Origin of the sequence: Thioclava sp. 'Guangxiensis' (assembly GCF_045348365.1) — a bacterium.
Lineage (GTDB): Bacteria > Pseudomonadota > Alphaproteobacteria > Rhodobacterales > Rhodobacteraceae > Thioclava > Thioclava kandeliae.
Map to the genome: position 1 here is coordinate 292,919 of NZ_CP155824.1, position 21,937 is coordinate 314,855.

Annotated in this window: 20 protein-coding genes; 18 read left to right on the forward strand and 2 right to left on the reverse strand. The window is 61.4% G+C overall.

The window, feature by feature from the left end; translation table 11 throughout:
- Positions 1-211: 211 nt before the first annotated feature.
- The 15 genes from ABEB22_RS18690 to ABEB22_RS18760 all read left to right on the forward strand — a co-directional run bounded on the left by ABEB22_RS18690 (position 212) and on the right by ABEB22_RS18760 (position 15,690).
- Complete coding sequence (locus tag ABEB22_RS18690) at positions 212-1,825, forward strand: ABC transporter substrate-binding protein (RefSeq protein ID WP_349295289.1); 1,614 nt, start codon at positions 212-214, stop codon at positions 1,823-1,825.
- Entirely contained in the window at positions 1,822-2,766 is a 945-nt protein-coding gene (locus tag ABEB22_RS18695; RefSeq protein ID WP_349295290.1) for an ABC transporter permease, read from the forward strand. The genes ABEB22_RS18690 and ABEB22_RS18695 overlap by 4 nt, the downstream gene beginning before the upstream one ends.
- A complete protein-coding gene (locus ABEB22_RS18700) occupies positions 2,766-3,623 on the forward strand; it encodes an ABC transporter permease (RefSeq protein WP_349295291.1) in 858 nt (285 codons plus the stop codon). Before ABEB22_RS18695 ends, ABEB22_RS18700 begins: the two co-directional genes overlap by 1 nt.
- A gap of 1 nt (position 3,624) precedes the next feature.
- Positions 3,625-5,247, forward strand: a complete 1,623-nt coding sequence (locus ABEB22_RS18705) for an ABC transporter ATP-binding protein (RefSeq protein WP_349295292.1) — start codon at positions 3,625-3,627, stop codon at positions 5,245-5,247.
- 67 nt (positions 5,248-5,314) lie between these two features.
- Positions 5,315-7,369, forward strand: a complete 2,055-nt coding sequence (locus ABEB22_RS18710) for an NADH:flavin oxidoreductase (RefSeq protein WP_349295293.1) — start codon at positions 5,315-5,317, stop codon at positions 7,367-7,369.
- 239 nt (positions 7,370-7,608) lie between these two features.
- The gene (locus ABEB22_RS18715; RefSeq protein WP_339115390.1) at positions 7,609-8,337 is read left to right on the forward strand and encodes a haloacid dehalogenase type II; all 729 of its coding nucleotides are present in this window, start codon (positions 7,609-7,611) and stop codon (positions 8,335-8,337) included.
- Positions 8,338-8,363: 26 nt separating this feature from the next.
- Positions 8,364-8,840 (forward strand): Lrp/AsnC family transcriptional regulator, encoded by a 477-nt coding sequence (locus tag ABEB22_RS18720; RefSeq protein WP_339115391.1) that lies wholly within the window; start codon positions 8,364-8,366, stop codon positions 8,838-8,840.
- Positions 8,841-9,101: 261 nt separating this feature from the next.
- Positions 9,102-10,073, forward strand: coding sequence for a LysR family transcriptional regulator (locus tag ABEB22_RS18725; protein ID WP_349295294.1), 972 nt, complete (start codon positions 9,102-9,104; stop codon positions 10,071-10,073).
- Positions 10,070-11,539 carry an NAD(P)/FAD-dependent oxidoreductase gene (locus ABEB22_RS18730; RefSeq protein ID WP_349295295.1) on the forward strand — a complete coding sequence of 490 codons (1,470 nt, stop codon included), beginning with the start codon at positions 10,070-10,072 and terminating at the stop codon, positions 11,537-11,539. Before ABEB22_RS18725 ends, ABEB22_RS18730 begins: the two co-directional genes overlap by 4 nt.
- A complete protein-coding gene (locus ABEB22_RS18735; RefSeq protein WP_349295296.1) occupies positions 11,536-12,015 on the forward strand; it encodes an esterase in 480 nt (159 codons plus the stop codon). Before ABEB22_RS18730 ends, ABEB22_RS18735 begins: the two co-directional genes overlap by 4 nt.
- The gene (locus ABEB22_RS18740; RefSeq protein WP_349295297.1) at positions 12,015-12,581 is read left to right on the forward strand and encodes a peroxidase-related enzyme; all 567 of its coding nucleotides are present in this window, start codon (positions 12,015-12,017) and stop codon (positions 12,579-12,581) included. Before ABEB22_RS18735 ends, ABEB22_RS18740 begins: the two co-directional genes overlap by 1 nt.
- A 16-nt stretch (positions 12,582-12,597) precedes the next feature.
- Positions 12,598-13,338: an amino acid ABC transporter ATP-binding protein gene (locus tag ABEB22_RS18745; RefSeq protein WP_349295298.1), complete on the forward strand. Its 741-nt coding sequence runs from the start codon at positions 12,598-12,600 to the stop codon at positions 13,336-13,338.
- Positions 13,339-13,374: 36 nt separating this feature from the next.
- On the forward strand, positions 13,375-14,202 hold the full coding sequence (locus ABEB22_RS18750; protein ID WP_406871216.1) for a transporter substrate-binding domain-containing protein: 828 nt from the start codon (positions 13,375-13,377) through the stop codon (positions 14,200-14,202).
- 69 nt (positions 14,203-14,271) lie between these two features.
- Positions 14,272-14,976 (forward strand): amino acid ABC transporter permease, encoded by a 705-nt coding sequence (locus ABEB22_RS18755; protein ID WP_349295299.1) that lies wholly within the window; start codon positions 14,272-14,274, stop codon positions 14,974-14,976.
- A 21-nt stretch (positions 14,977-14,997) separates the two neighbouring features.
- On the forward strand, positions 14,998-15,690 hold the full coding sequence (locus ABEB22_RS18760) for an amino acid ABC transporter permease (RefSeq protein WP_349295300.1): 693 nt from the start codon (positions 14,998-15,000) through the stop codon (positions 15,688-15,690).
- 66 nt (positions 15,691-15,756) lie between these two features.
- Here the strand turns inward: ABEB22_RS18760 and yghU are convergent, their stop codons facing one another.
- Positions 15,757-16,584 (reverse strand): glutathione-dependent disulfide-bond oxidoreductase, encoded by an 828-nt coding sequence (yghU, locus tag ABEB22_RS18765; protein WP_350937344.1) that lies wholly within the window; start codon positions 16,582-16,584, stop codon positions 15,757-15,759.
- Between the two features lie 237 nt (positions 16,585-16,821).
- Here yghU and ABEB22_RS18770 point away from each other — a divergent pair, with 237 nt between their 5' ends.
- From ABEB22_RS18770 to rimK, 3 genes are all read left to right on the forward strand, one after another.
- The gene (locus ABEB22_RS18770) at positions 16,822-17,304 is read left to right on the forward strand and encodes a molybdopterin-dependent oxidoreductase (RefSeq protein WP_349295301.1); all 483 of its coding nucleotides are present in this window, start codon (positions 16,822-16,824) and stop codon (positions 17,302-17,304) included.
- Positions 17,305-17,317: 13 nt separating this feature from the next.
- Positions 17,318-19,864 (forward strand): ATP-binding protein, encoded by a 2,547-nt coding sequence (locus ABEB22_RS18775; protein ID WP_339115400.1) that lies wholly within the window; start codon positions 17,318-17,320, stop codon positions 19,862-19,864.
- A 171-nt stretch (positions 19,865-20,035) separates the two neighbouring features.
- Positions 20,036-21,406 (forward strand): 30S ribosomal protein S6--L-glutamate ligase, encoded by a 1,371-nt coding sequence (gene rimK / locus ABEB22_RS18780; RefSeq protein ID WP_339115401.1) that lies wholly within the window; start codon positions 20,036-20,038, stop codon positions 21,404-21,406.
- On the opposite strand, the gene ABEB22_RS18785 is transcribed toward rimK, so the two are convergent.
- Positions 21,407-21,916 carry a cell wall hydrolase gene (locus ABEB22_RS18785; protein WP_406871217.1) on the reverse strand — a complete coding sequence of 170 codons (510 nt, stop codon included), beginning with the start codon at positions 21,914-21,916 and terminating at the stop codon, positions 21,407-21,409.
- Positions 21,917-21,937 lie beyond the last annotated feature (21 nt).

A 21,937-nucleotide genomic window follows, 5' to 3' on the forward strand; every position in this document is an offset into this window, starting at 1 on the left:
ACCCAAACCTAACCCGCCTGCCAGCCATAATTCCGCAGAAAATGCCCCGATAAAAAACAGATCCCACGGTTGAAGCCGCCATTTCATACAGATTCTGCGCCAAGGTCTGCCGCAGTCTTGATGACATCGAACGGGCATAGGGGATCTGCAACGGACCCGAGCACGGGCAGATGGCCCGAACCAGAATAGCCCGCCAACAAGGAGACCCAGAATGCGTGATTTCGAGACTCCCTACCTGTCCGCCCGCGCGCGACACGAGTTGCACCATCGCATGCGTCGTGGCGCATCGCGCCGGGATGTCATGAAGATGCTGGTGGCATCGGGGATGACCATCGCCTCTGCCGGACTGGTTGCAGGCTCTGCCACATCCGCCTTTGCCGCGACGCCCAAGCGCGGGGGAGATCTGAAGGTGGCTGGCTCGTCCTCCTCGACCGCCGAGACCCTCGATCCGGCATGGTTCCGCTCCGGCACCGATTATGCGCGCGGCTTCATGATCTATAACGGTCTGACGCGGCTTGACGGGCAGTTGACCCCGCAACCGGAACTGGCGACCGAATGGGCGAGCGATGATGGCAAGACCTGGGTCTTCAAGCTGCGTCAGGGCGTGACCTTCCATGACGGCCGCTCCTTCACCGCCGATGACGTGGTGTTCTCTCTCCTGCGCCATAATGACCCCGCAACTGCCTCGCGCGCGACGAGCTATACCAAGGATATCACCGGCGTGACGGCGAACAGCCCGTCGGAAGTGACCATTACCCTTGCCAGCGCCAATTACGATCTGCCGGTGGCTCTGGGCACCTTCAACCTGATGATCGTGCCCGCAGGCACGACGGATTTCGCCAAGGGCATCGGCACCGGCCCCTACAAGCTCGACAGTTTCGAGCCGGGCGTGCGCTCGCTGGTCAGCCGCTATGACGGGTATTTCAAGGACGGTCTGCAATTCGTCGATACGATCGAGTATTTCGGTCTTCCCGAGGAAAGTTCGCGGCTCAACGCGCTGCGTGCGGGCGAGGTGCATCTGACCACCGGTATCAATCCGCGTTCCTCGCGTCTGATCCAGACGACGAAGGGGGTCGAGCTGTTCGTGACCAAGTCCGGCACCTATTCGGATCTGATCATGCAAAAGACCGATGCAACCGTCGGCAGCGATGATTTCGCGCTGGGAATGAAATATCTGCTGGACCGTCAGACGATCCAGAACTCGATCTACCGCGATTTCGCCACCGTTGCCAATGACCAGCCCATCGCGCCGACGATGAAATATTTCAACGAAAGTCTCGCACAGCGCGAATTCGACCCCGAAAAGGCCAAATTCCATCTGCAAAAGGCCGGTGTCATGGGCCAGAGCATTCCTCTGGTGGCTTCGGCAGGCGTCGGCAATACGCTGGATATGGCGCTGATCCTGCAGCAATCGGCCAAGGAGATCGGGCTTACCATCGACGTGCAGCGTGTGCCGGTTGACGGCTATTGGTCGAATGTCTGGATGAAGGTGCCCTTCGGTTTCGGGACCATTACCCAGCGCCCGACTGCCGATATGATCTTCTCGCTCTGCTATGCCTCTGATGGCGCTTATAATTCCTCGAAATGGAAGAGCGACAAATTCGATCAGGCGCTCCTGGCCGCGCGTGTGGAGACCAACGAGGACAAACGCGCCTCGCTCTATGCCGATATGCAGGAGATGGTCTCCAACGAAGCGGGCTCGGGCATTCCGGTCTTCTTCAGCAATATCGATGCGCATAGCTCCTCGCTCAAAGGGCTCGAGCCGATCCCGACCGGCAATATGATGGGCTATGCCTTCGCCGAAAACGTTTGGCTTGACGCATGATTGCGCTGATCCTCAAACGTATCGTTCTGGGGCTGCTGACGCTCTGGCTGGTTGCGACGCTGGTGTTTCTGGTGTCGGGCAGCCTGCCGGGCGATGCGGCGGCGAGCCTTCTGGGACAGGATGCGACGCCCGAGACGCTGGCCGCACTGCGCGCCAAGATGGGGCTCGATCAGTCGGAACTCATGCGTTACCTTCACTGGCTTGGCGGGATTGCCCATGGGGATTTCGGCGTTTCGCTGGTGGACGGGCGTCCGGTGACCGAGGTGATCTCAACCCGTCTGGGCAATTCGCTCCTGCTGGCGGGTCTGTCGACGCTGGTGGCGATCCCCGTGTCGCTGGTGCTGGGTATTGCTTCGGCCATGCGGCCCAATTCGGTCTTCGACCGGCTCACCACCTTCCTGTCGATTATCGCGCTTTCGACACCGTCCTTCCTGATTGCCACCGTCATCGTTCTGGTGCTGTCGGTCTGGACGGGCTGGTTTCCGGCGCTCTCCTCTATCGACCGTGTGACCTCTTTCGGCAGGCTGCTCCATACGATGGCCCTGCCGGTGATCGCGCTGTCTTTGTCGGTGATCGGACAGATGGCGCGGATGACGCGGGCGATCTTGCTGCAGCAGATGAACGAACCCTATGTGGAGACAGCCGTTCTCAAGGGCTCGACCAGCCTGCGTGCCACCGTCTTCCATGCGCTGCCCAATGTGGCGGGACCGATCGTCAACGCCTCGGCGCTGTCGCTGAACGCGTTGATTTCAGGTGTGGTCTTCGTCGAGGTGATCTTCGCCTATCCGGGACTGACCAAGCTGATGGTCGATAGTGTCTCGAACCGCGATCTGCCGCTCATGCAGGCCTGCGCGCTGATCTTCTGTGCCGGTTTCCTTGTGCTGGTGCTGATCGCCGATGTGATCGCCATTCTTGCCAACCCCAAACTGAGGAGCGCATGATGATGGACAGTTCCGTATCGCGCCCCGCGCGCGGCCTGCGCCGCCCCGTCCTGCCAAACTGGCCGATCCTGTCGGTGATGGGTGCTATTGTCTTCCTGTTCTGGGCCTTCATCGCCATTTTCGGCGACTGGCTGACGCCCCATGATCCGGGCGAATTCATCGACAGCTGGAATGTGCTGGGCCCGCCCACCGCGCAGACATGGCTTGGCACCGACTATCTGGGCCGCGATGTGTTGTCGCGGATCATGACGGGGGCCAAATATACTGTCGGCCTGCCGTTCCTGACCGCAGGGCTTGCACTGTTTTTCGGGCTGGTCCTCGGGGTGGGGGTGACGCTGGTGCGGGGGCCTCTCGATACGGCGCTCTCGTGGCTGATGGACACCGTCAACTCGCTGCCTTCCACCATTTTCGCTCTGGTGGCCGTGGCGGGGTTCGGCACCTCGATTCCCGTTCTGGTGATTGTGATCACCGCGCTCTATATCCCCTCGGCCTACCGCAATGTGCGGGCGGCGGCGATGAATGTGTCTCGGCTCGAGTTCATCGATGCGGCGCATGTGCGCGGCGAGGGGCCGCTCTATATCATCTTCCGCGAGATCCTGCCCAATATCCTGCCCAATCTCGTCACCCATTTCGGGATCATGTTCATCTATATCGCGCTTCTGCTGTCGGGCCTGTCCTTCCTCGGGCTGGGTGTGCAGCCGCCCGAAGCCGATTGGGGTGCGCTGATTGCCGAGAATATGATGGGGCTGAGCTATGGGGCGCTTGCGATCTTCGCACCTGCCCTGGCGCTCTTGTCCCTGACCATGTCGATGACGCTGATGGTCGATGCCATCTCCGCACAGAAGAAGGAGCGCTGAGATGACCGATCAGAGTTTCATCGAGGTTCAGGGCCTGACTATCGAAGCCGCAGGGCGCGAGATTGTCCGTGATGTGTCCTTCTCGGCCAGAAAGGGTGAGGTGGTGGCACTGATCGGCGAGTCCGGCTCGGGCAAATCCACCATCGCGCTTTCGCTCATGGGCTATGCGCGTCCGGGCTGCACGATCTCCAAGGGGCAGATCCGTGTGGGCCAGCGCGATGTGCGCGCCCTGTCCAAGGCGCAGCTGCGGGACTATCGGGGGCGCGACATTTCCTATGTCGCACAATCGGCGGCAGCCGCGTTCAACCCCGTCAAACGTATCCGCTCGCAGGTGGTCGAGGCCGCGAAGCTGCATAACACCATGTCCAAGGACGCGGCTCTTGCCCGCCAGAAAGAGCTGATGGCCACGATGGCGCTGCCCGATCCCGAGACGATCGGCGAGCGGTACGTCCATCAGGTCTCGGGCGGACAGTTGCAACGGATGATGGCGGCGATGGCGATGATGAACACCCCCGAGGTGATGATCTTCGACGAGCCGACTACCGCTCTGGATGTGACCACGCAGGTCGAGGTGCTGAAGGCCTTCAAGGATATGATCCGCCAGCAGGGCGTGACCGCCATCTATGTCAGCCATGATCTGGGTGTGGTCGCGCAGATTGCCGACCGGATCATCGTGTTGAAAGACGGGCAGGTGATGGAGAATAACGAGGCCGGTGCCGTGCTGGAACGCCCGCAATCGGGCTTTACCTCGGCGCTCCTGAAAGCCTCGGAGCCGCGCCGGCTGGAGCTGGATACCACCCCTGATCCCGATACGGTGCTGGAGGTCGGGATGCTGACCGCAGGTTACGGCCCGATCCGCAACAATATGCCCCGACATCCGGTGCTGCGCGATATCTCCTTCAAGATCGGCAAGGGCCAGACGCTGGGGCTGATCGGGGAATCCGGCTCGGGGAAATCGACCATGGGGCGGGTGCTGGCGGGGCTATTGCCTGCCGCGCATGGTTATGGGCTCCTGAACGGGCGCGAACTGAATATCACCAATGCACGCAAGCGGTCGAAACAGGACCGGCGCGAGTTGCAGATCGCCTTCCAGATGGCCGATACCGCGCTCAATCCGCGCTTGAGCAATGCCGATATCCTTGGCCGCCCGTTGAAATTCTACCATGGGCTGGGGCGCGAGGCGCGGCGCAAGCGGGTGCTGGAACTGCTGGATATGGTGCGGCTTCCGGCGCATCTGGCGGATCTGTCGCCGCGCGAGCTGTCGGGCGGGCAGAAGCAGCGGATCAATCTGGCGCGTGCGCTGGCCGCCGAGCCGTCACTGGTGATCTGCGACGAGGTGACCTCGGCGCTTGATACGGTGGTGGCCAATGCGGTGATCGAGTTGCTCGTCGAGCTCCAGCGCGAGCTGGGCCTGTCCTATCTCTTCATCAGTCACGATCTCGGGAAGGTCGAGGCGATGTGTAACGAGGTGATGGTCCTCTACAAAGGCCGCGAGGTCGAACGTGCCCCTCGCGACCGCCTGAGCGCCGACCCCCAGCATTCCTATACCCGCGATCTCGTCCGCGCCGTGCCGCAACTGCGCCGCGGCTGGCTGGAAGAGGTGACGGGGCAAGGTCTTTATTGAGGCCCCAGATCATTGGAACGGGCCGCATCGCGAGGGCCCGCTGCGCAAAAATCCAACGGAGAGCAAGATGAATACCCACGCAAAACCGGCACAGCTGCGCACCCGCGATCCGCTGTTGACCGAGTTCAAGCTGAAACATCTGACGATGCGCAACCGCATCATTTCGACCTCGCATGCGGCGACCGCAGGCGGTGGCGGCTATCCGCGTGAACAGTATCAGGCCTATCACGAGGAAAAGGCCAAGGGCGGTCTGGCGATGACCATGATCGGCGGCTCCTCGCAGGTCAGCCCTGACAGCAACTGGGGCGGCAACCAGATGGATGTCAGCCATGATGACGCTATCCCCTATCTGCAACAGATGTCCGCGCGTGTGCACAAACATGGTGCCCATATCATGTGCCAGATCTCGCATCTGGGGCGCCGTGCCGATGCGACGGTGCGCGACTGGTTGCCCGCGCTGGGGCCGTCGCGCCTGCGCGAGATGCGTCACCGTGCGATTGCCCATGAGATGGACGAGCACGACATCCGCCGCGTGATCCGCGATTACACCGCGGCTGCGCGCCGATTGAAAGAGGGCGGTTTTGACGGGCTGGAGACGTTGGCAGGCGGCCACCTGATCGGCCAGTTCTTCTCGCCGCTGACCAACTTCCGGACCGATAAATGGGGCGGCTCGCTGCAGAACCGTGTGCGTTTCGCACTGGAGTTGCATGACTCCATCCGCCGCGAAGTGGGCGACGATTTCGTCGTCGGCATGCGCTATGTGGTTGATGAAGGCGAGAATATCGGTCTGAATTTCGATGAATGTCTCGAGATTGCGGGTATCCTGCAGCAGGAAACCTCGATTGATTTCTTCAACTGTATCTTTGGCAAGATGGATACGGGGCTGGCGCTGGTCGAGCATAACATTCCCAATATGGCCCGCCCCTCGGCGCCCTTCCTGAAAACCGTGGGCGAGTTCAAGAAACAGGTGAAACTGCCGGTCTTCCATGCCGCGCGCATCCCGGATCTCGAGACTGCGCGCTATGCGATCTCGGAAGGGCTTCTGGATCTGGTGGGGATGACCCGCGCCCATATCGCCGACCCCTATATCGTGCAAAAGTTGGAGCAGGGCGAAGCCGACCGTATCCGTCCCTGTATCGGCACCTCGCATTGCCTCTACCGGTTAGGCAACTGCATCCATAATGCGTCATCGAACCGCGAATATAAACTTCCCCATATCGTGCCGAAGGCGGAGGTGCAAAAGAAGGCCGTGGTTGTGGGCGGCGGTCCTGCGGGGCTTGAGGCCGCGCGTGTTCTGGCCGAGCGTGGCCATCAGGTGACGCTGTTCGAGGCGGGCCCGAAGTTGGGCGGTCAGGTGCTGATCGCGGCACTTGCGGGCTGGCGTCGGGATCTGATCGCGATCGTCGACTGGCGTGTGGCCGAGTTGGAGCATCTGGGCGTGAAGGTCGTGACCGATTGCTTTGCCGGCGAGGAAGAGATTGCGGCAGAGGCCCCCGATGTGGTGATTATGGCAACCGGCGGTCTGCCGGATACCACCGTCCCGGAGGGCGGCGAGGAGCTGGTGAAATCCACATGGGATGCGCTCAACGAGCCGCAGACTATCGGCCAGAAAGTGTTGGTCGTGGATGGCACCGGCCGCCATCAGGCACCGTCCACCGCGCTGACGCTGGCCGAGATGGGCCGCGATGTCAGCCTGACGACAATGGATGAATTCATGGCGCAGGAGATGGAATACCAATCGCGCATCACCTATCGCAAGAAGCTTGCGGCGCTCCATACGAAGGTCGATATCGACCTCGAGATCCGCAAGGTCGAGCGCTCGGGCAACGGGCTGAAGGTGACCATGGTCCATATGCTGACGGGCGAGCGGATTGCCTATGAGGTGGATGATGTGGTCGTCGATCACGGCTCGCTGCCCTATGACGAGCTGTATCAGGAGATGCGGAGCGCTTCGGCCAATAATGGCGAGACACAGCTCGACGAGTTGCTGGCGCTCAAGCCGCAACCCGGCACGCCTGCCAAAGGCGAGGGCTATGCGCTCTTTGTCATCGGCGATGCGGTTGCCTCGCGCTCGATCCATGCCGCGATCTATGACGCCTTCCGCCTCTGCCTCGTGATCTGAGGGGAGGTAGAAGCTGTCCGTACTTATCCATATGGGCAGCATAAAAATTCGGCGCAGCCACGTTGCTGCGCCTAAAATCCGCTCATATGGCCGGATCTGGCGCAGAGCCTGCGAGGATATGACCGCCTTGCGGGAAATCCTCTTGCCTTGATCCGGCGCACAACTAGCAATGGGACGACATCAGTGAAAATCCCGTTGAGATCTGCCTCTATGGCGTGAAACCCTGAAGGAAAACCTCAATGAACCTTAATGATTACAAGATCCTGACCTTCGATGTCTATGGCACGCTCATCGATTGGGAAAGCGGCATGGTCGAGGGGCTGAAGCCGCTGACGGCGCGGCTGGCATCGCCCCTGTCGCGCGATCAGATCCTCGAGGCGCATGCCTATCATGAAAGCACCCAGCAGCGCTGGACCCCCGCGATGCCCTATTCCCGCCTGCTGGCAACCGTCTATCGCCGCCTCGCCGAGGAATGGGATATTCCGGTCACTTGGGAGGAATGCGAGACCTATGGCCAGTCGGTGAAGAACTGGCCCGCGTTCGAGGATTCGGCGGGCGCCCTGCAATATCTGCAGAAATACTTCAAACTCTGCGTGCTGACCAATGTCGATGCGGCCTCGTTCAAACATTCCAATGACAAGCTGGGTGTGACCTTCGACCACGTCTATACCGCCGAGGATGTGGGCAGCTACAAGCCGTCCGACAGGAACTTCGATTATATGATCGAACATCTGGCGCGTGTCGGGATCGAGAAACACGAGATCCTGCACACCGCCGAAAGCATGTTCCACGATCACAAGCCCGCCAACCGTCACGGCCTGACCTCCGCGTGGATCTACCGCCGCCATGACAAAAAAGGCTTCGGTGCCACGATGAACCCGGGCGAGATGCCGAATTACGATTTCCGCTTCAATTCGATGGCGGATCTGGTTGCGGCCCACCAGGCCGCGCTGCGCAAAGCCTCCTGAAGACCTAACAGACGGATCCCCTCGACGTGACGATCAAACTCGACCGTATCGACATCAGTATTCTCAACGAGCTGATGAAAAATGGCCGTATCTCCAATGTACGGCTATCGGAGCATGTGGGTTTGTCGGCCTCTCCCTGCCTCCAGCGGATCAAGCGGATGGAGGCGGCGGGGGTGATCGCGGGCTACGGGGCGCAGGTCGATATGACCAAGGTCTCGCAGCCCGTTACCGTCTTCACGGAATTTACCCTGTCCGATCACCGGCGCGAGCTGTTCTCGCGCTTCGAGCAGGAAGTCGGGCGGTTGCGTCAGGTATCGGAATGCCATCTGATTTCAGGCGGCTATGACTATCTGGTAAAATTCACCTCCCGCAACGTGTCCGAATATCACGAGACTATCGAGGCGCTACTGGAGCGCAATCTCGGAATCTCGCAATATTTCAGCTATATCGTGATCAAGTCCCCGATCCAGAAAAGCATCGTGCCGCTCGAAGATCTGCTCTGAGCACTCGGCCACGCGGGGTGGTATTGGCCCCGTCTTTCCGACAAAAGAGGCCTTGGCGTGGCGCATATGCCGCCACGTTCGTCGCGCCGTTCAGGTTGGCCTGAATGGCGCGTAAACACGCATAATCTGCGGTGTTTTATGGGTGTATGCCTAATTTCTCGCCTTTTATCCGACTTGGCGAGGCTGGTTCCCAAAAAGCTTTGACTCATACGTAATATGAATGAAGATGACTTAGTAATTCATATTTTGTATTTGTGAACGATGGACACCAGAGACCTCCAGATATTCCTGAGCGTGATCGAAGAGGGAAGCATCACCAAAGCGGCGGCCAAGATCGGCACATCGCAGCCTTCCGTCTCGCGCACGGTGCAGGATCTCGAAGCCGAACTGGGCTTTGCGCTGTTGCATCGTGTGGGGCGGGGGATCCAGATCACCGAGGAGGGGCTCGCCTTTGGCGATGAGGCCCGGCGTCTTCTGATGTCCTTTGGCGAGCTGGCCGCACGGGCCAAGATGATTGCCGCGGGCAGGGGGCGTATCCTGCAAGTTGCCAGTATCTCGGCGATCGGCACGAGTCTGATCCCTGCCGCGCTGGCGGATCTCGGAACGGCGGGTCTGCCGCAGGAGACCCATGTGGGCCAGTTCCTACCTTCGGTCGTCGTGCAGGAAGTGCGCAGCGGACGGGCGGAGCTGGGTTATTGCAGCTTGCCGCTTGATACGTCGGGCGTCGAGGTCTTGCGGCTTTATAGCGCCCCTGATGCCATCGCCCTGCGTGAGGATGATCCGCTGGCAGCCCAAGAGGTGGTGCCTGTGGGTAGCCTCGCCAACAGGCTGATGGTCACCATGCTCAATCCACTCAGGTTCCAGATGCATGTGGCGCGGGTATTGGCCGCGCGCGGCGTGCAGGTGGGGCAGGTAATCCGCACCAATATTTCCTATGCGGCGCTACAGATTGTCAGCCGCACAGGGGCTGCGGCGATTATCGATCCGGTCTCCGCGTGGGGCATGAATGTGCCAGGCGTTGTGATCCGCCCGATCGATGCGGAAGTGCCCTTCTACTGGGGGGTGCTGACGGCAAAGGGTCGGCCCCTAAGTGCGACGGCCATGCGGCTTGCCGATCAGGTCGAGGCCAATGCCGAACGTCTCATCCCGGGTTTTGCGCGGCTTGACCCGGCGCTTGCCGGCGGGCTCACGCCTCCGGCGCCCGAATTCTCGAACTATGGAACGGAAACATGATGGATAACATTCTCCCGTCACAGAATGCGGGATTGGCCGCGCTGGAAGCGCAACTGGCCGAGGATCTCTCGCTTCTGGAACTGCCGGCGAAATCATGGGTCCCGCGGCGTCAGCACAAGGGCAAGGAGGTCCGCGATGTCGTGGTGATCGGCGCGGGTATGTGCGGTCTGACAGCCACTGCCAAGCTGGTCCTCAGCGGGATCGACAATATCGTGACCTATGATGCGGCCCCCGAAGGTCAGGAAGGCCCATGGGTCACCTTCGCGCGGATGGAAACGCTGCGCTCGCCCAAGATCCTGACCGGCCCCGCGCTGGGACTTCCGCGCCTGACCTTCCGCGCGTGGTTTGTTGCGCAATGGGGACAGGCGGCATGGGACGCGCTCGACAAGATCCCGAAGAACCAGTGGATGGACTATCTGGTCTGGTATCGTAAGGCGCTGGACCTGCCGGTGAAAAACGATGTGCGCATGACCTCTCTCGAACAGGAGGGTGATCTGATCGCCGTCACCGTCGAGGGGGCCGAAACGGGGCGCATCCTGACCCGCAGGCTGGTTCTGGCAACGGGCCGCTCGGGGCTCGGCGGCACCTATGTGCCCGAAATGATCCGCGCCATCGATCCGCGCTTCTGGGCGCATTCTGCCGATGATATCGATTTTGACGCCCTCAAGGGCAAACGGATTGCGGTGATCGGCGCCGGGGCCTCGGCGATGGATAATGCGGCGACGGCGCTCGAGGCGGGCGCGGGGTCGGTCGATATGCTGATCCGGCGCAAGGAGATGCCGCGGATCAACAAGATGACCGGGATCGGAAGCTATGGCGTGGTGCAGGGCACGCACCGTCTGCCCGATCTGTGGAAATGGAAGTTCTTCGATTATACCGCCCAGACCCAGACGCCGCCGCCGCGCAATTCGACGCTGCGTGTGAGCCGTCACGAGAATGCGCGCTTCTTCCTCGATTGCGGGCTGGAGAGCATGGCTGTCGAGAAGAACGAACTGGTCATCGAGACGACACAAGGCGAGATGCGCTTCGATTTCCTGATCGCGGCGACAGGGTTCGTGAACGATTTCGACGGGCGGGCCGAGTTCGCGAATTTCGCGCCTTTCATCCGGCGCTGGAAGGACGGGCGCGAGACCCCCGAGATGGGCCGCCCGCGCGCAAGCCTGTCGGATGCGCCGGATCTGGGGCCGGATTTCGAGTTCCGCGAACGCGAGCCGGGCAGCTGTCCGATGCTGGCCCATATCCATTGTTTCAATGACGCTGCGATGCTGACCCATGGTAAGGTTTCGGGCGATATTCCGGCAGTCAGTGCCGGTGCCGAGCGGTTGGTGCAGGGGATTGCCGCCTCGCTCTTTGCCGAAGATGTCGAGACCCATTTCAAGAACCTGCAAGCCTATGACACCCCCGAACTTCAAGGGGACGAATGGGTCGATGCGACCCCCAGCCTTCATGAAGGAGCTTCCGTATGAGTGATGCCCTAGACCTCGCGGCGGGCCTGAAGCCGCACGACCCGGTCTACCGTGCCCGCAGGGCCCGTCCCGAATTTGTGGAAGGGGCCGAGATCTGCCGTGCATCCGTGCTCGCACCCGAACACGGGCTGGGTCTCGATGGCGATCTGCGCCACGCGCTGGCCTTGCGGATGGCGCGCCTGAACGAGGACGAGGCGCTGGTGGCGCAATATTCCGAAGCGCTGGCCCATCTTGATCCGCTCGATCCGCTGGTCGCGCTCGGGAATGGCGCGACAGGGCTCGAGGCGCCGCATGCCGCGATCGCGCGCCATGTCGACATGGTCACGCTGACACCGTGGCAGGCAGGCCCCGAGCATATCCGCGCGCTCGAGGCGGCAGGGCTCAGCTCGCCGCAGATCATCGCGCTGTCCGAGCTGATCGCTTTCGTGAATTTCCAGACCCGTGTTGCCGCCGGTCTGCGCCTGTTGAGGTCCTGATGATCCCCACCGTCCGTATCAAACCGCTCGAATGGTATCCCTATATCGAACCGGTCAAACTGTCCGAGGCCACCCCCGAGCAACTCGACGCGATGAAGGTCACGCCCTCGGCCACCAAGGTCTCGGATTATGTGCGCACGCTGGCCCATGACCCCGAAAGCTATGTGGCGCGCACCGTTCTGTTCAACGCGATCATGTATGCCGAGGGCGGTCTCAACCGTGCCGATCGCGAGCTGGGAGCCTTGGGCGCCTCCATGGTGAATGGCTGCAAATATTGCGCCGTGGTCCATGCCCGCCGTCAGGCGCAGCTGGCCAAAAGCGACACCGCCGTCAGCGCGTTGTTCGTGGGCCAGCCCGAGGCGCTGGGTCCGCGCGATGCCGCCATCTATGCCTTTGCCCGCAAGCTTTCGGTGACGCCCAGCGAGGCGCAGCCCGAGGATGTGGCCGCCCTTCGGGCGCAGGGCATGTCGGATGAGGAGATCATCGATCTCATCCATTCCATCGCGATCTTCGGCTGGGCGAACCGGCTGATGCATGTTCTGGGGCACGCGGCACCCGCGGCCTGATAACAGGAGACGACGAATGCTTTCTATCAAAGACCTGAAGCTTGCCTATGGCAGCAACCAGATCCTCAATGGCGTCAATCTCGATGTCGCGAAGGGCGATGTCGTCTCGATCATCGGGCCGAGCGGCACCGGCAAGACGACGCTTATGAAATGTATCAACTATCTGGCAAAGCCCCAATCGGGGACCATTTCGCTCGATGGGGTGCAGATGGATTATGCCCGCGCCGACAAGAAGGCGATCCGCGATATTCGCCTGCGCACGGCGATGGTGTTCCAGCAGTTCAATGTCTTCCGCAACATGACCGTGATCCAGAACATCATGGACCCGCTGGTGGTGGTGCAGAAGAAATCGCGCGAGGAAGCCCGCGAGATCGCCCTGCGCGAGCTGGACCGCGTCGGCATGACCGAGCGTCAGGATCACTACCCCTCGCAGCTTTCGGGCGGTCAGTTGCAGCGCACGGGTATCGCCCGCGCGCTGGCGGTGCGCCCTGATGTCATCCTCTTCGACGAGCCGACCTCCTCGCTCGACCCCGAGCTGGTGAACGAGGTGCTGAAAGTCATCAAGGATGTGACGGGCTCGGGCATCACCTCGCTGCTGGTGACCCACGAGATGCAGTTCGCCCGTTCGGTCTCGAACCGGATCGTCTTCATGGAAGGTGGTGTGGTTGCCGCCGAAGGCAGTCCCGACGAGATCTTTGAAGCCCCCGCCACCCCGCGTCTCGCGCAATTCCTGCGCGCGGAACTCGAATTCGCTTAAGACCAACAGATAAAAGGATAACAGGGAATGCTGATGATGACTTCGATGATTGGCCGCAGATTTGCGCTGACCCTTCTGGGGGCCGCAGGCCTTGCGATGGCTACCTCCGGTCTTGCGCAGGCTGAGGATGCACCGCGCGTGATCAAGATCGCAACGGCGGCAGAATCCAAGCCCCTGTCATGGGGTGCGATTGGGCACGAGCCGCAGGGCTACGAGCCCGATGTGCTCAAGGCGATCAATGCCAAGCTGCCGCAATATAAGTTCGAGATGGAAGGGGCTGCCGATATCGCGCAGGAGACCGGTCTGGCCACTGGTAAATATGACATGATCACAGGCGGTTACTACTCCAACCCCACCCGTGCCAAGCAGTTCCTGATCCCCGAGAACCCGATCGGCGCGAGCATGATGAAGATCTATTCGCGCAAAAGCGACGAGATCAAGGATATGACCGGTCTTGCCGGTAAGAAAATCGTGCCCGTAACGGCAGGCGGCGGCGTGTATAAATTCGTGACCGGCTGGCAGGAAGAGCATCCGGATGTGACGTTCAAGCTTACCGCCTCGAGCGCGGGCGTGCCCTATCCGACCCGCCTCAACGAGCTGAACCAAGGCAAATATGACGCCCTGATCCTGCCCTCCAATCTGGGTGAGGCCACCGTGATCGAACAGCAGAAACTGGATATCGTGGCCTCCGAGCCGGTCGTCGTGCACAACACCTATGTGCTGATCCATCGCGACGCCGAGAACGAGCAGCTGGCTGCAGATGTGAGCAAGGCGCTTGGCGAGCTGCGCGAGGATGGCACGCTCGACCAGATCTCCGAGAAGTGGTTCGGCGAGAAAGTCGGCGCCTATATGACGCTCAACTGAGCCTGGTCCCCAAACCGGATCGGGCTGTCATGGCCCGATCCCGTCCCTAAGCCCACAGGAGTATTCCCCTTGGATCTTGCCGTTCTCGTTCCGGAACTGATCTCGGCCCTGCCGCTTACGCTGTTCATCATGTTCGTCGCGATGGCTGCGGGGTTCGTTCTGGCATTCATCACCACCTTCTTCCGTATCTGCCGTGTGCCGGTCATCAGCCAGCTCGCCGATCTCTATGTGTCCTATGCGCGCAGCGTTCCGGTCGTGTTGCAGCTTTTCGTCGTCTATTATGGCCTGCCGGTCTTTGTGGCCCAGTTCGGCCTGCCCGATATTTTCGATGCCAATCTGGCGGCAATGGTGGGGCTGAGCCTCTATCACGGCGGCTATCTCTCCGAGGTCATGCGCCCGGCCTATCTGGCGGTCGAGCGCGGTCAGCACGAGGCGGCGGATTCACTGGGCTACGGGTTCTTCCGCAAGCTCACCCGTGTGGCCGGCCCGCAGGCCGCCCATATCGCCTTGCCCGGCTATGGCAATTCGATCATCTATCTCATCCATAACGTGGCCCTCGTGATGTATATCGGCGCGGCCGATGTGATGGCCACTGCCCACCTTGTGATGGAGCGCGATTACAACCAGTACCAGTTCGAGACCTATCTCGTGCTCGCGGTGCTCTATTCGGCGCTCTGCCTTGTCGCATGGGCTATCATCCGCCTGCTCGAGCGCCGCTCGGGGCGCTACATCCAGCAGGGCGCGCGCCGCCTCAAACTCGCCCCCTCCGTGTAAAGCCGGAAAAGGATACGACCCATGTTCGATTTATCTCTCCTCATTCCGGATTTTCTGTCGATCCTTCCGGTAGTGCCGTGGACCCTGGCGATGGCCGTAGCGGTTTTCGTCCTCTCGACATTGCTGGGCAGCCTGTTTGCGCTATGCGAATACCGCCGTCTTCCGGTTCTGCGCGAGTTGGTCGTGGCCTATAAGGTGGTCTTCAAGGGCGTGCCGATGGTGGTGGTTATCTTCCTCGCCTATTTCGGCCTGCCTGCGGCGCTGGAGTTCGTCACCGGGCTGGTGGGGCTCAAGGTGAACGGCCATATGACGCCCAACTGGGTGACGCTGATCGTGGCGCTGACTTCCTGTGTGGCCGCCTTCCAGACCGAGGTCATCAAGGGCGCGCTCAACTCCTTCGACAAAGGGCAGGCCGAGGCTGCGCATTCGCTCGGCTATACCGGCTGGCAACTCTTCCGCAGGGTGCTCCTGCCGCAGGTCACAGTGGCCGCCATCCCCGATCTGGCCAATTCGGTCATGGTCATCATGAAGGCATTGTCGCTCGGTTTTGCCATCGAGGTGGTGGATATCTTCGCGCAGGCCCAACTGACGGCGGCGCTCAACTTCTACTATCTCGAAGCGTTCCTCGTGGCCGTGGTGATCTATATGGTCATCGCCTATCTGGTGACCCAGCTCGCCGATTTCAGCGAGCGTCGTCTGCGTCTACGCAGCTGAGATCTGCTCTTGCGCCTATGCGGCCTGTCCCTTGCACAAAGGGGCAGGCCGTTTCCATGGGCCGCTTCAGTCCAGATCGGCGGCGCTGTGGCGGTTGGGCACGCCATTCTCGCCGGTCGCATTCACACGGCGGCCGCGCTGGACGGCCGGACGCGCCGAGATCTCGCTCACCCAGCGGCCCAGATGCTCGTAGTCCTGCACCTGCAGGAAGGTCGCCGCATCACCGTATTGGCGCCCCTCGACCAGCCCGCCATACCAAGGATATATCGCCATATCCGCGATCGAATACATGTCCCCCGCGATATAGGGGCGCTCGGCTAGCGTGCGGTCCAGAACATCGAGCTGGCGCTTGGTTTCCATCGCGTAGCGGTTGATCGGATATTCGAGCTTTTCGGGCGCATAGGCATAGAAATGCCCGAAGCCGCCGCCCAGGAAGGGTGCCGAGCCCATCTGCCAGAAGAGCCAGTTCATCACCTCGGCGCGCGCGGGCCCCGAGGCCGGCAGGAAGGCCCCGAATTTCTCGGCCAGATACATCAGGATGGAGCCGGATTCGAAAACCCTGACCGGTTCGGCTCCGCTATGGTCCACCAATGCGGGGATCTTCGAGTTGGGATTGATCTCCACGAAACCCGAGCCGAACTGGTCGAGCTTCATGATCTCGATGAGCCATGCGTCATATTCGGCATCGATCCCCGCCGCGAGCAGCTCCTCGAGCAGGATCGTCACCTTCTGACCGTTCGGCGTGGCCAGCGAGTAGAGTTGCAGCGGGTGCGCGCCTTTGGGCAGCTCCTTGTCGAATCGCGGGCCGGCGGTGGGCTGGTTGATGGCACCGAACCGGCCACCCGTCTCTTCGGGGGCGGTCCAGATCTTGGGCGGGGTATAGGTTTGAGCCACGGAAATGATCCTATGTCGGAGTGAAAGTCCTGTCTGTGCAAGCTAGGGCGCACAATTGGCAAGAAAAACCCCGTATCCGCCAATGCCGGAGCGCAGAGGACCCTTGGTCACCGCACAGGCAAGCAGAAACGGCACCAAGAGATGCGCATTACCAATGAATTAAGGGTTGCCGCTTATGTGTAGGGAGAATGCCCGCGCCGCAAACCGTGCGCAGATTCTTGTCAACGGAGTAGGTCCTTGCGCTATCTGAAATCCTCTCTCGCCATTCTCGCCGTTTTTCTCGCCTCGATGATGCCGGCTCTGGCCCAGTCGCCGGTCCTGACGATTATCGGTGCCCCGGGCCTTACCGCGCCTGTCGAACTCGATCGCGCAGCCCTCGAGGCGCTGCCGTCGGGAAGCTTCACGACCACCACCACCTGGACCAAGGGGCCGCAGGAGTTCAAAGGGGTCTATCTGGCCGATCTCCTTGCCGAATATGGTGTCAGTGAGGGCAATCTGAAACTGACGGCGGTCAATGATTACTCGGTCACTGTGCCGGTGTCCGAGCTGCATCCCAACGAGGCGCTTCTGGCCTATTCACGCAATGGAGAGACGATGTCGGTGCGCGACAAGGGGCCGCTCTGGGTGGTCTATCCCTATGATTCCGACGAGGCGCTGCGCAACGAGGTCGTCTATGCGCGCAGTATCTGGCAGGTCGTCAAGATCGAGATCCTGAACTGAGATCCGCCGCGCCATGAGTCACCAGTTCCTTCGTGATGCCAGAAAGCGTAACCGCTTCATCGCGGCCCTCGGGCTGGTGCTCATCATTGGCGTGGCGCTTTACGGGATCTTCCAGAACGCGCGGGACGTCGGGCGCGAAATTGATACTCTGGCCAGCGCCAATACCGACAGCCCGCAATGGACCCTCTCGCAGATCGAGGTGGAGTTCGACCGGATGCGGCTGGCGCTACTTGGCGTCAAACCCGAAGTGTCCGAAACGGTGGAGGATTTCCGCCAGCGCTTCGACATATTCTACAGTCGTATCCAGACGGTGACCGAAGGCTCTGGCTTCCGCGAGATCCTGCGCGATCAGGGCGGCGCCAAGCCTCTGGCTTCGGTCTGGCATTTTCTCGACCATACTGCCGAGCGGCTTGATGGCAATCTACCTTTCAACGAAGCGATGAAAGCGCGTGTGGTTGCCGAGGCGCGCGCCGCCGAAGGCGACCTGCGCGCGCTCGCACTGATGGGGCTTTCGATCTTTTCCGAACAGATCAAGGACCAGCGCGAGTTGGTCTTCAAGGCGCTGGTCAAGCTGGCGTTGATGACCTTGATCCTGTTTTCCATCCTTGCGATGGGGGCGGTGGCGCTCTGGCGCCTGTGGCGGTTCGGCCAGCAGAAGGCGCTGTCCTTGCGCGATGCGATGACGCGGATCACGGCGGTGGTCAACGCGTCGGTCGATGCGGTGGTCGTGGTGGATGCCGAAGGGACCATCGTCGAGTTCAATGGTGCGGCAGAGACCATCTTTGCTTGTCCGAAGGCCGAGGCGATCGGGCGCGAGATGGCGGACTTCGTGACGCTCCCCACTACGGCGGCCAGCCGTCGCGGTCTGAACGAGCTTGAAGCCAAGCGCGCCAATGGCGAGGTGTTCCCCGCAGAACTGTCCATCCGCGAGGCCGAGCTGCGCTCCGGGCGCCTGCATGTCATCTATCTGCGCGACATTTCGCGCCGTGTCGCGGATAAGGCCGAGCTGATTGCGGCGCGTGACAGGGCACTGGCTGGCGAGCGCGAGAAATCGCGCTTTGTCTCGGTCATGAGCCACGAGTTGCGCACGCCGCTCAACGGTCTGCTCGGCTCTTTGGAGCTGATCCGCGATACCGATCTCGATCAGCGCCAGACCTCCTTGGTCGAGGCGATGGAATTTGCAGGCCAGTCGCTCCTGCAACATGTCAATGACGTGCTTGATGTCGAGCGGTTGGATGCAGGTAAGCTCGATATCGCAAAGGTCGACTTCGATCCGCGCGGGCTGGTGGAAGAGATTGCCAAGGCGTTGCGCCCTGCTGCGTCCGGGCGCGGTAATTCGCTGACAGTGGAGCCCATGACGTCGATCCCCAAAGCGGTGATCGGCGATCCGGCGCGCCTGCGGCAAGTCATGATGAACATCGTCGGCAATGCGGTCAAATTCACCCGCAACGGGCTTGTCCAGATCGAGATGGAATATGCGATGGCGGGGCAATCGCTCGAGATCAGGGTCATCGATAGCGGCATTGGGATCTCGCGGGCTGATCAGGAACGGATCTTCGAGGATTTCGTGTCGATCCTGCCTACCGGCGCGCAAGACATATCGGGGACGGGTCTGGGGCTGGGTATCGTGCGCCGTCTTCTCGAGGCGATGGGCGGAAAGCTCGGCGTGGAGAGCGAGCCGGGCGAGGGCACGGTGTTCTGGTTCTCGTTACCTGCGCCTACGGCGCTGGTGCGGCGTCAGGCCGAGCCGCAGCCTAAGGCCGCGGCCGTCATTCCACCTTGCGATATCCTGATCGTCGAGGATAACGCCCTCAACCGCGAGGTTCTGCGCCAGATGCTCCTGCAGGGGCAGCACCGGGTGGTGATGGCCATTGACGGGCAGGACGGGGTGGATGCGGCGCGCAAGCAGAAATTCGACTTGATTCTCATGGATCTGAACATGCCGGTCCTCGACGGGCGGCAGGCCACTCGTGTCATCCGTGCCAGCGACGGGCCGAACCGCGACACGGTGATCGTGGCGGTCACCGCCAATATCTCGCCCGAGGCGGCGGCGGAGCTGAAGACGGCGGGCTGCGACGATGTCGTGTGCAAGCCGATCAACCGTGCCGCGCTGAACCGTCTGCTTCTGGCCCAGCATCAGCAGCAGTCGCAGCTGGATGCAGAGGCGGATGGCTTTGCCGATCCGCTGATCCGCGATGATCTGCGCGAGATGTATGGCGCGGAGGAATTTAGTGCCCTCGAGCAGGCCTTTCTTGCCGAGGGGCGCAAACGGTTATCGACCCTCCAACAGAACCTCATGTATGACGATCTGGAAAGCTTCGCCTCGATCGCGCATCAGTTCGCGGGATCTGCGGGAATATTGGGGTACAAGAAGCTGCATTCCATGCTCAAATGTTACGAGAACAGCGCAAGGGACGGCGATAAGGACGAGTTGTCGCGCAAGATGGAAGAGCTTCTTGATCTCTGGGTCCGTGTGGAGGAGATGATCCACGGGTCGTCCGCTGGACCGTTTTTGACGCCGGCATCTGCCGCGCCTGCACCGCGTAAGATCCTTCCCTGAGAGTGGCGCATACGCTCGGGAATGACAGGCCGTATTATCCATCTTGTCAGCCGTCCGCATGAAGGCTAGAGGCGGGGCCGCGCGCGTGCCGAGAGCTAACCGGCTCCGCATGTCACGCATCTGTCTTTATCGTCATGCCATGTTCGTCCCGAACACAGAGAGGGTCCGCCTATGACACAGGTTCCGTTGCAGATGGGGTGGGAGGAATGGCTGGCATTGCCCGGGCTCGGGGTGCCTGCGATATTGGCCAAGGTGGACACAGGCGCGCGGACATCGGCGCTGCATGCGTCTGGCATCGAGATTACCGGCACGGCCGAGGCGCCGATGGTGCGTTTCACCCTGCAGCCCGTGCCGGAAAATGACGCGATTGCAGTGCAGTGTGAATGCCCGCTTCTGGACCGGCGCGATGTGACCTCGTCGAATGGCGAGACCGAGCAGCGCTATGTGATCGGCACAGATGTCGAGGTGGGCGGCGCCCGCTGGCCGATCGAGATTACGCTGACCGACCGCTCGACCATGGCCAGCCGAATGCTGCTGGGCCGGCAGGCTCTGGGAGATCATGTAACGGTGCTGCCTGCCGAGCGGCGGTTGCAGGCCGAGCTGGATTATACGGGCTACACCGTGCCCGCGCCTGATGATCAGGCCCGTCCGAGCCTGCGGATCGCCATCCTTACACGCGAGGATAACTTCACCACCCAGCGTCTGGTCGAGGAGGGCCGCGCGCGGGGCCACAAGGTCGATGCGATCGACACAACGCGCTGCTATATGGCGATCAACACGCTCGCGCCCGAGATCTATTATGACGGGCGCAAACTGCCGCGCTATGATGCGGTGATCCCGCGGATCGGCGCATCCATCACCCCTTACGGGGCGGCGGTGCTGCGCCAGTTCGAAACGCTGGGCACCTATTGCGTGAACGGCTCGCACGGGATTATGGCCTCGCGTGACAAGCTCTGGGCGCATCAGATCCTTGTGGGCGCAGGGATCGGGATGCCCGACACCGCCTTTGCGGCCTCGCCCAAGGATACCACCAACCTGATCGAACTGGTGGGCAATGCACCGCTGATCGTGAAGCTTCTGGCCTCGACGCAGGGCAAGGGTGTGGTGCTGGCCGAAACGCGCAAGGCCGCAGAAAGCGTGATCTCGGCGTTCCGCGGGCTGAAGGCCAATTTCCTCGTGCAGCATTTCGTGCGAGAGGCGGCGGGCGAGGATATCCGCTGTCTGGTGATCGGCGGCAAAGTCGTGGCCGCGATGAAGCGCAAGGGGGCGGAGGGCGAGTTCCGCTCGAACCTGCATCAGGGTGGCACGGGCGAGGTGGTGAAGATCACCCAGCAGGAGCGCCGCATGGCGGTGAAGGCCGCGCGCAGTTTCGGGCTCGGCGTGGCAGGGGTAGACCTTCTGCGCGCCTATGACGGTCCGAAGGTGCTGGAGGTCAACTCCTCCCCCGGTTTTCAGGGGATCGAGGCGGTGGCGGGCAAGAATATCGCAGCCCTTCTCTATCGTGAGATCGAGCAGCGCAAAGCCGTTCCCCGCAAGGCCTGATCAGTAGCCGGTGACGCCTTCAAGGGCGGGGAGCGGCACGGGAGCCGTCACGTCTTCGGGGCGGCGCTTCTCGTAGAAGGCGTTACCGCCTGTGGTCAGCACATAATTGATATTGTTGTAGCGCGCGCGATAGGTTGCGGTGTGGAAATACAACGAGTTGCCGATATAGGGGTGACGCTCGCCGCGCAGCACCGAGCGCGCTGCCGCGCGGATATAGGGCGCGCTGTCGAGATTCATCTTGCGGCTCATGATGCCGCGGGCGAACTGGTTTTTCTGCATCACGACACCGCAGACTGTATTCGGGAAATCGGGCGAGCGGACGCGGTTCATCACCACCGAACCGACGGCGATCATCCCGTCGCGGCTGGAGCGGTTGGATTCGAAATACATCGCCCGTTCCATGCATTCCTGCGGGGTGGCACGCGGACCTATGCCGCAGCCTGCCAGAAATGCGCTCAGCACCAGTCCGGCAAGGAGAGCGAGGCGGGAAGAGAGAAGATGGGGCACGATTGGATCCGCGATCGAAAGTTT

Coding starts and splice junctions, on each gene's coding strand:
- ABEB22_RS18695 (WP_349295290.1), top strand. CDS start 1,822: ATGATTGCGCTGATCCTCAAACGTATCGTTCTGGGGCTGCTGACGCTC.
- ABEB22_RS18775 (WP_339115400.1), top strand. CDS start 17,318: ATGAGTCACCAGTTCCTTCGTGATGCCAGAAAGCGTAACCGCTTCATC.
- ABEB22_RS18750 (WP_406871216.1), top strand. CDS start 13,375: ATGACTTCGATGATTGGCCGCAGATTTGCGCTGACCCTTCTGGGGGCC.
- ABEB22_RS18730 (WP_349295295.1), top strand. CDS start 10,070: ATGATGGATAACATTCTCCCGTCACAGAATGCGGGATTGGCCGCGCTG.
- ABEB22_RS18705 (WP_349295292.1), top strand. CDS start 3,625: ATGACCGATCAGAGTTTCATCGAGGTTCAGGGCCTGACTATCGAAGCC.
- ABEB22_RS18700 (WP_349295291.1), top strand. CDS start 2,766: ATGATGGACAGTTCCGTATCGCGCCCCGCGCGCGGCCTGCGCCGCCCC.
- ABEB22_RS18740 (WP_349295297.1), top strand. CDS start 12,015: ATGATCCCCACCGTCCGTATCAAACCGCTCGAATGGTATCCCTATATC.
- ABEB22_RS18745 (WP_349295298.1), top strand. CDS start 12,598: ATGCTTTCTATCAAAGACCTGAAGCTTGCCTATGGCAGCAACCAGATC.
- ABEB22_RS18710 (WP_349295293.1), top strand. CDS start 5,315: ATGAATACCCACGCAAAACCGGCACAGCTGCGCACCCGCGATCCGCTG.
- ABEB22_RS18715 (WP_339115390.1), top strand. CDS start 7,609: ATGAACCTTAATGATTACAAGATCCTGACCTTCGATGTCTATGGCACG.
- ABEB22_RS18690 (WP_349295289.1), top strand. CDS start 212: ATGCGTGATTTCGAGACTCCCTACCTGTCCGCCCGCGCGCGACACGAG.
- ABEB22_RS18735 (WP_349295296.1), top strand. CDS start 11,536: ATGAGTGATGCCCTAGACCTCGCGGCGGGCCTGAAGCCGCACGACCCG.
- ABEB22_RS18725 (WP_349295294.1), top strand. CDS start 9,102: ATGGACACCAGAGACCTCCAGATATTCCTGAGCGTGATCGAAGAGGGA.
- rimK (WP_339115401.1), top strand. CDS start 20,036: ATGACACAGGTTCCGTTGCAGATGGGGTGGGAGGAATGGCTGGCATTG.
- ABEB22_RS18760 (WP_349295300.1), top strand. CDS start 14,998: ATGTTCGATTTATCTCTCCTCATTCCGGATTTTCTGTCGATCCTTCCG.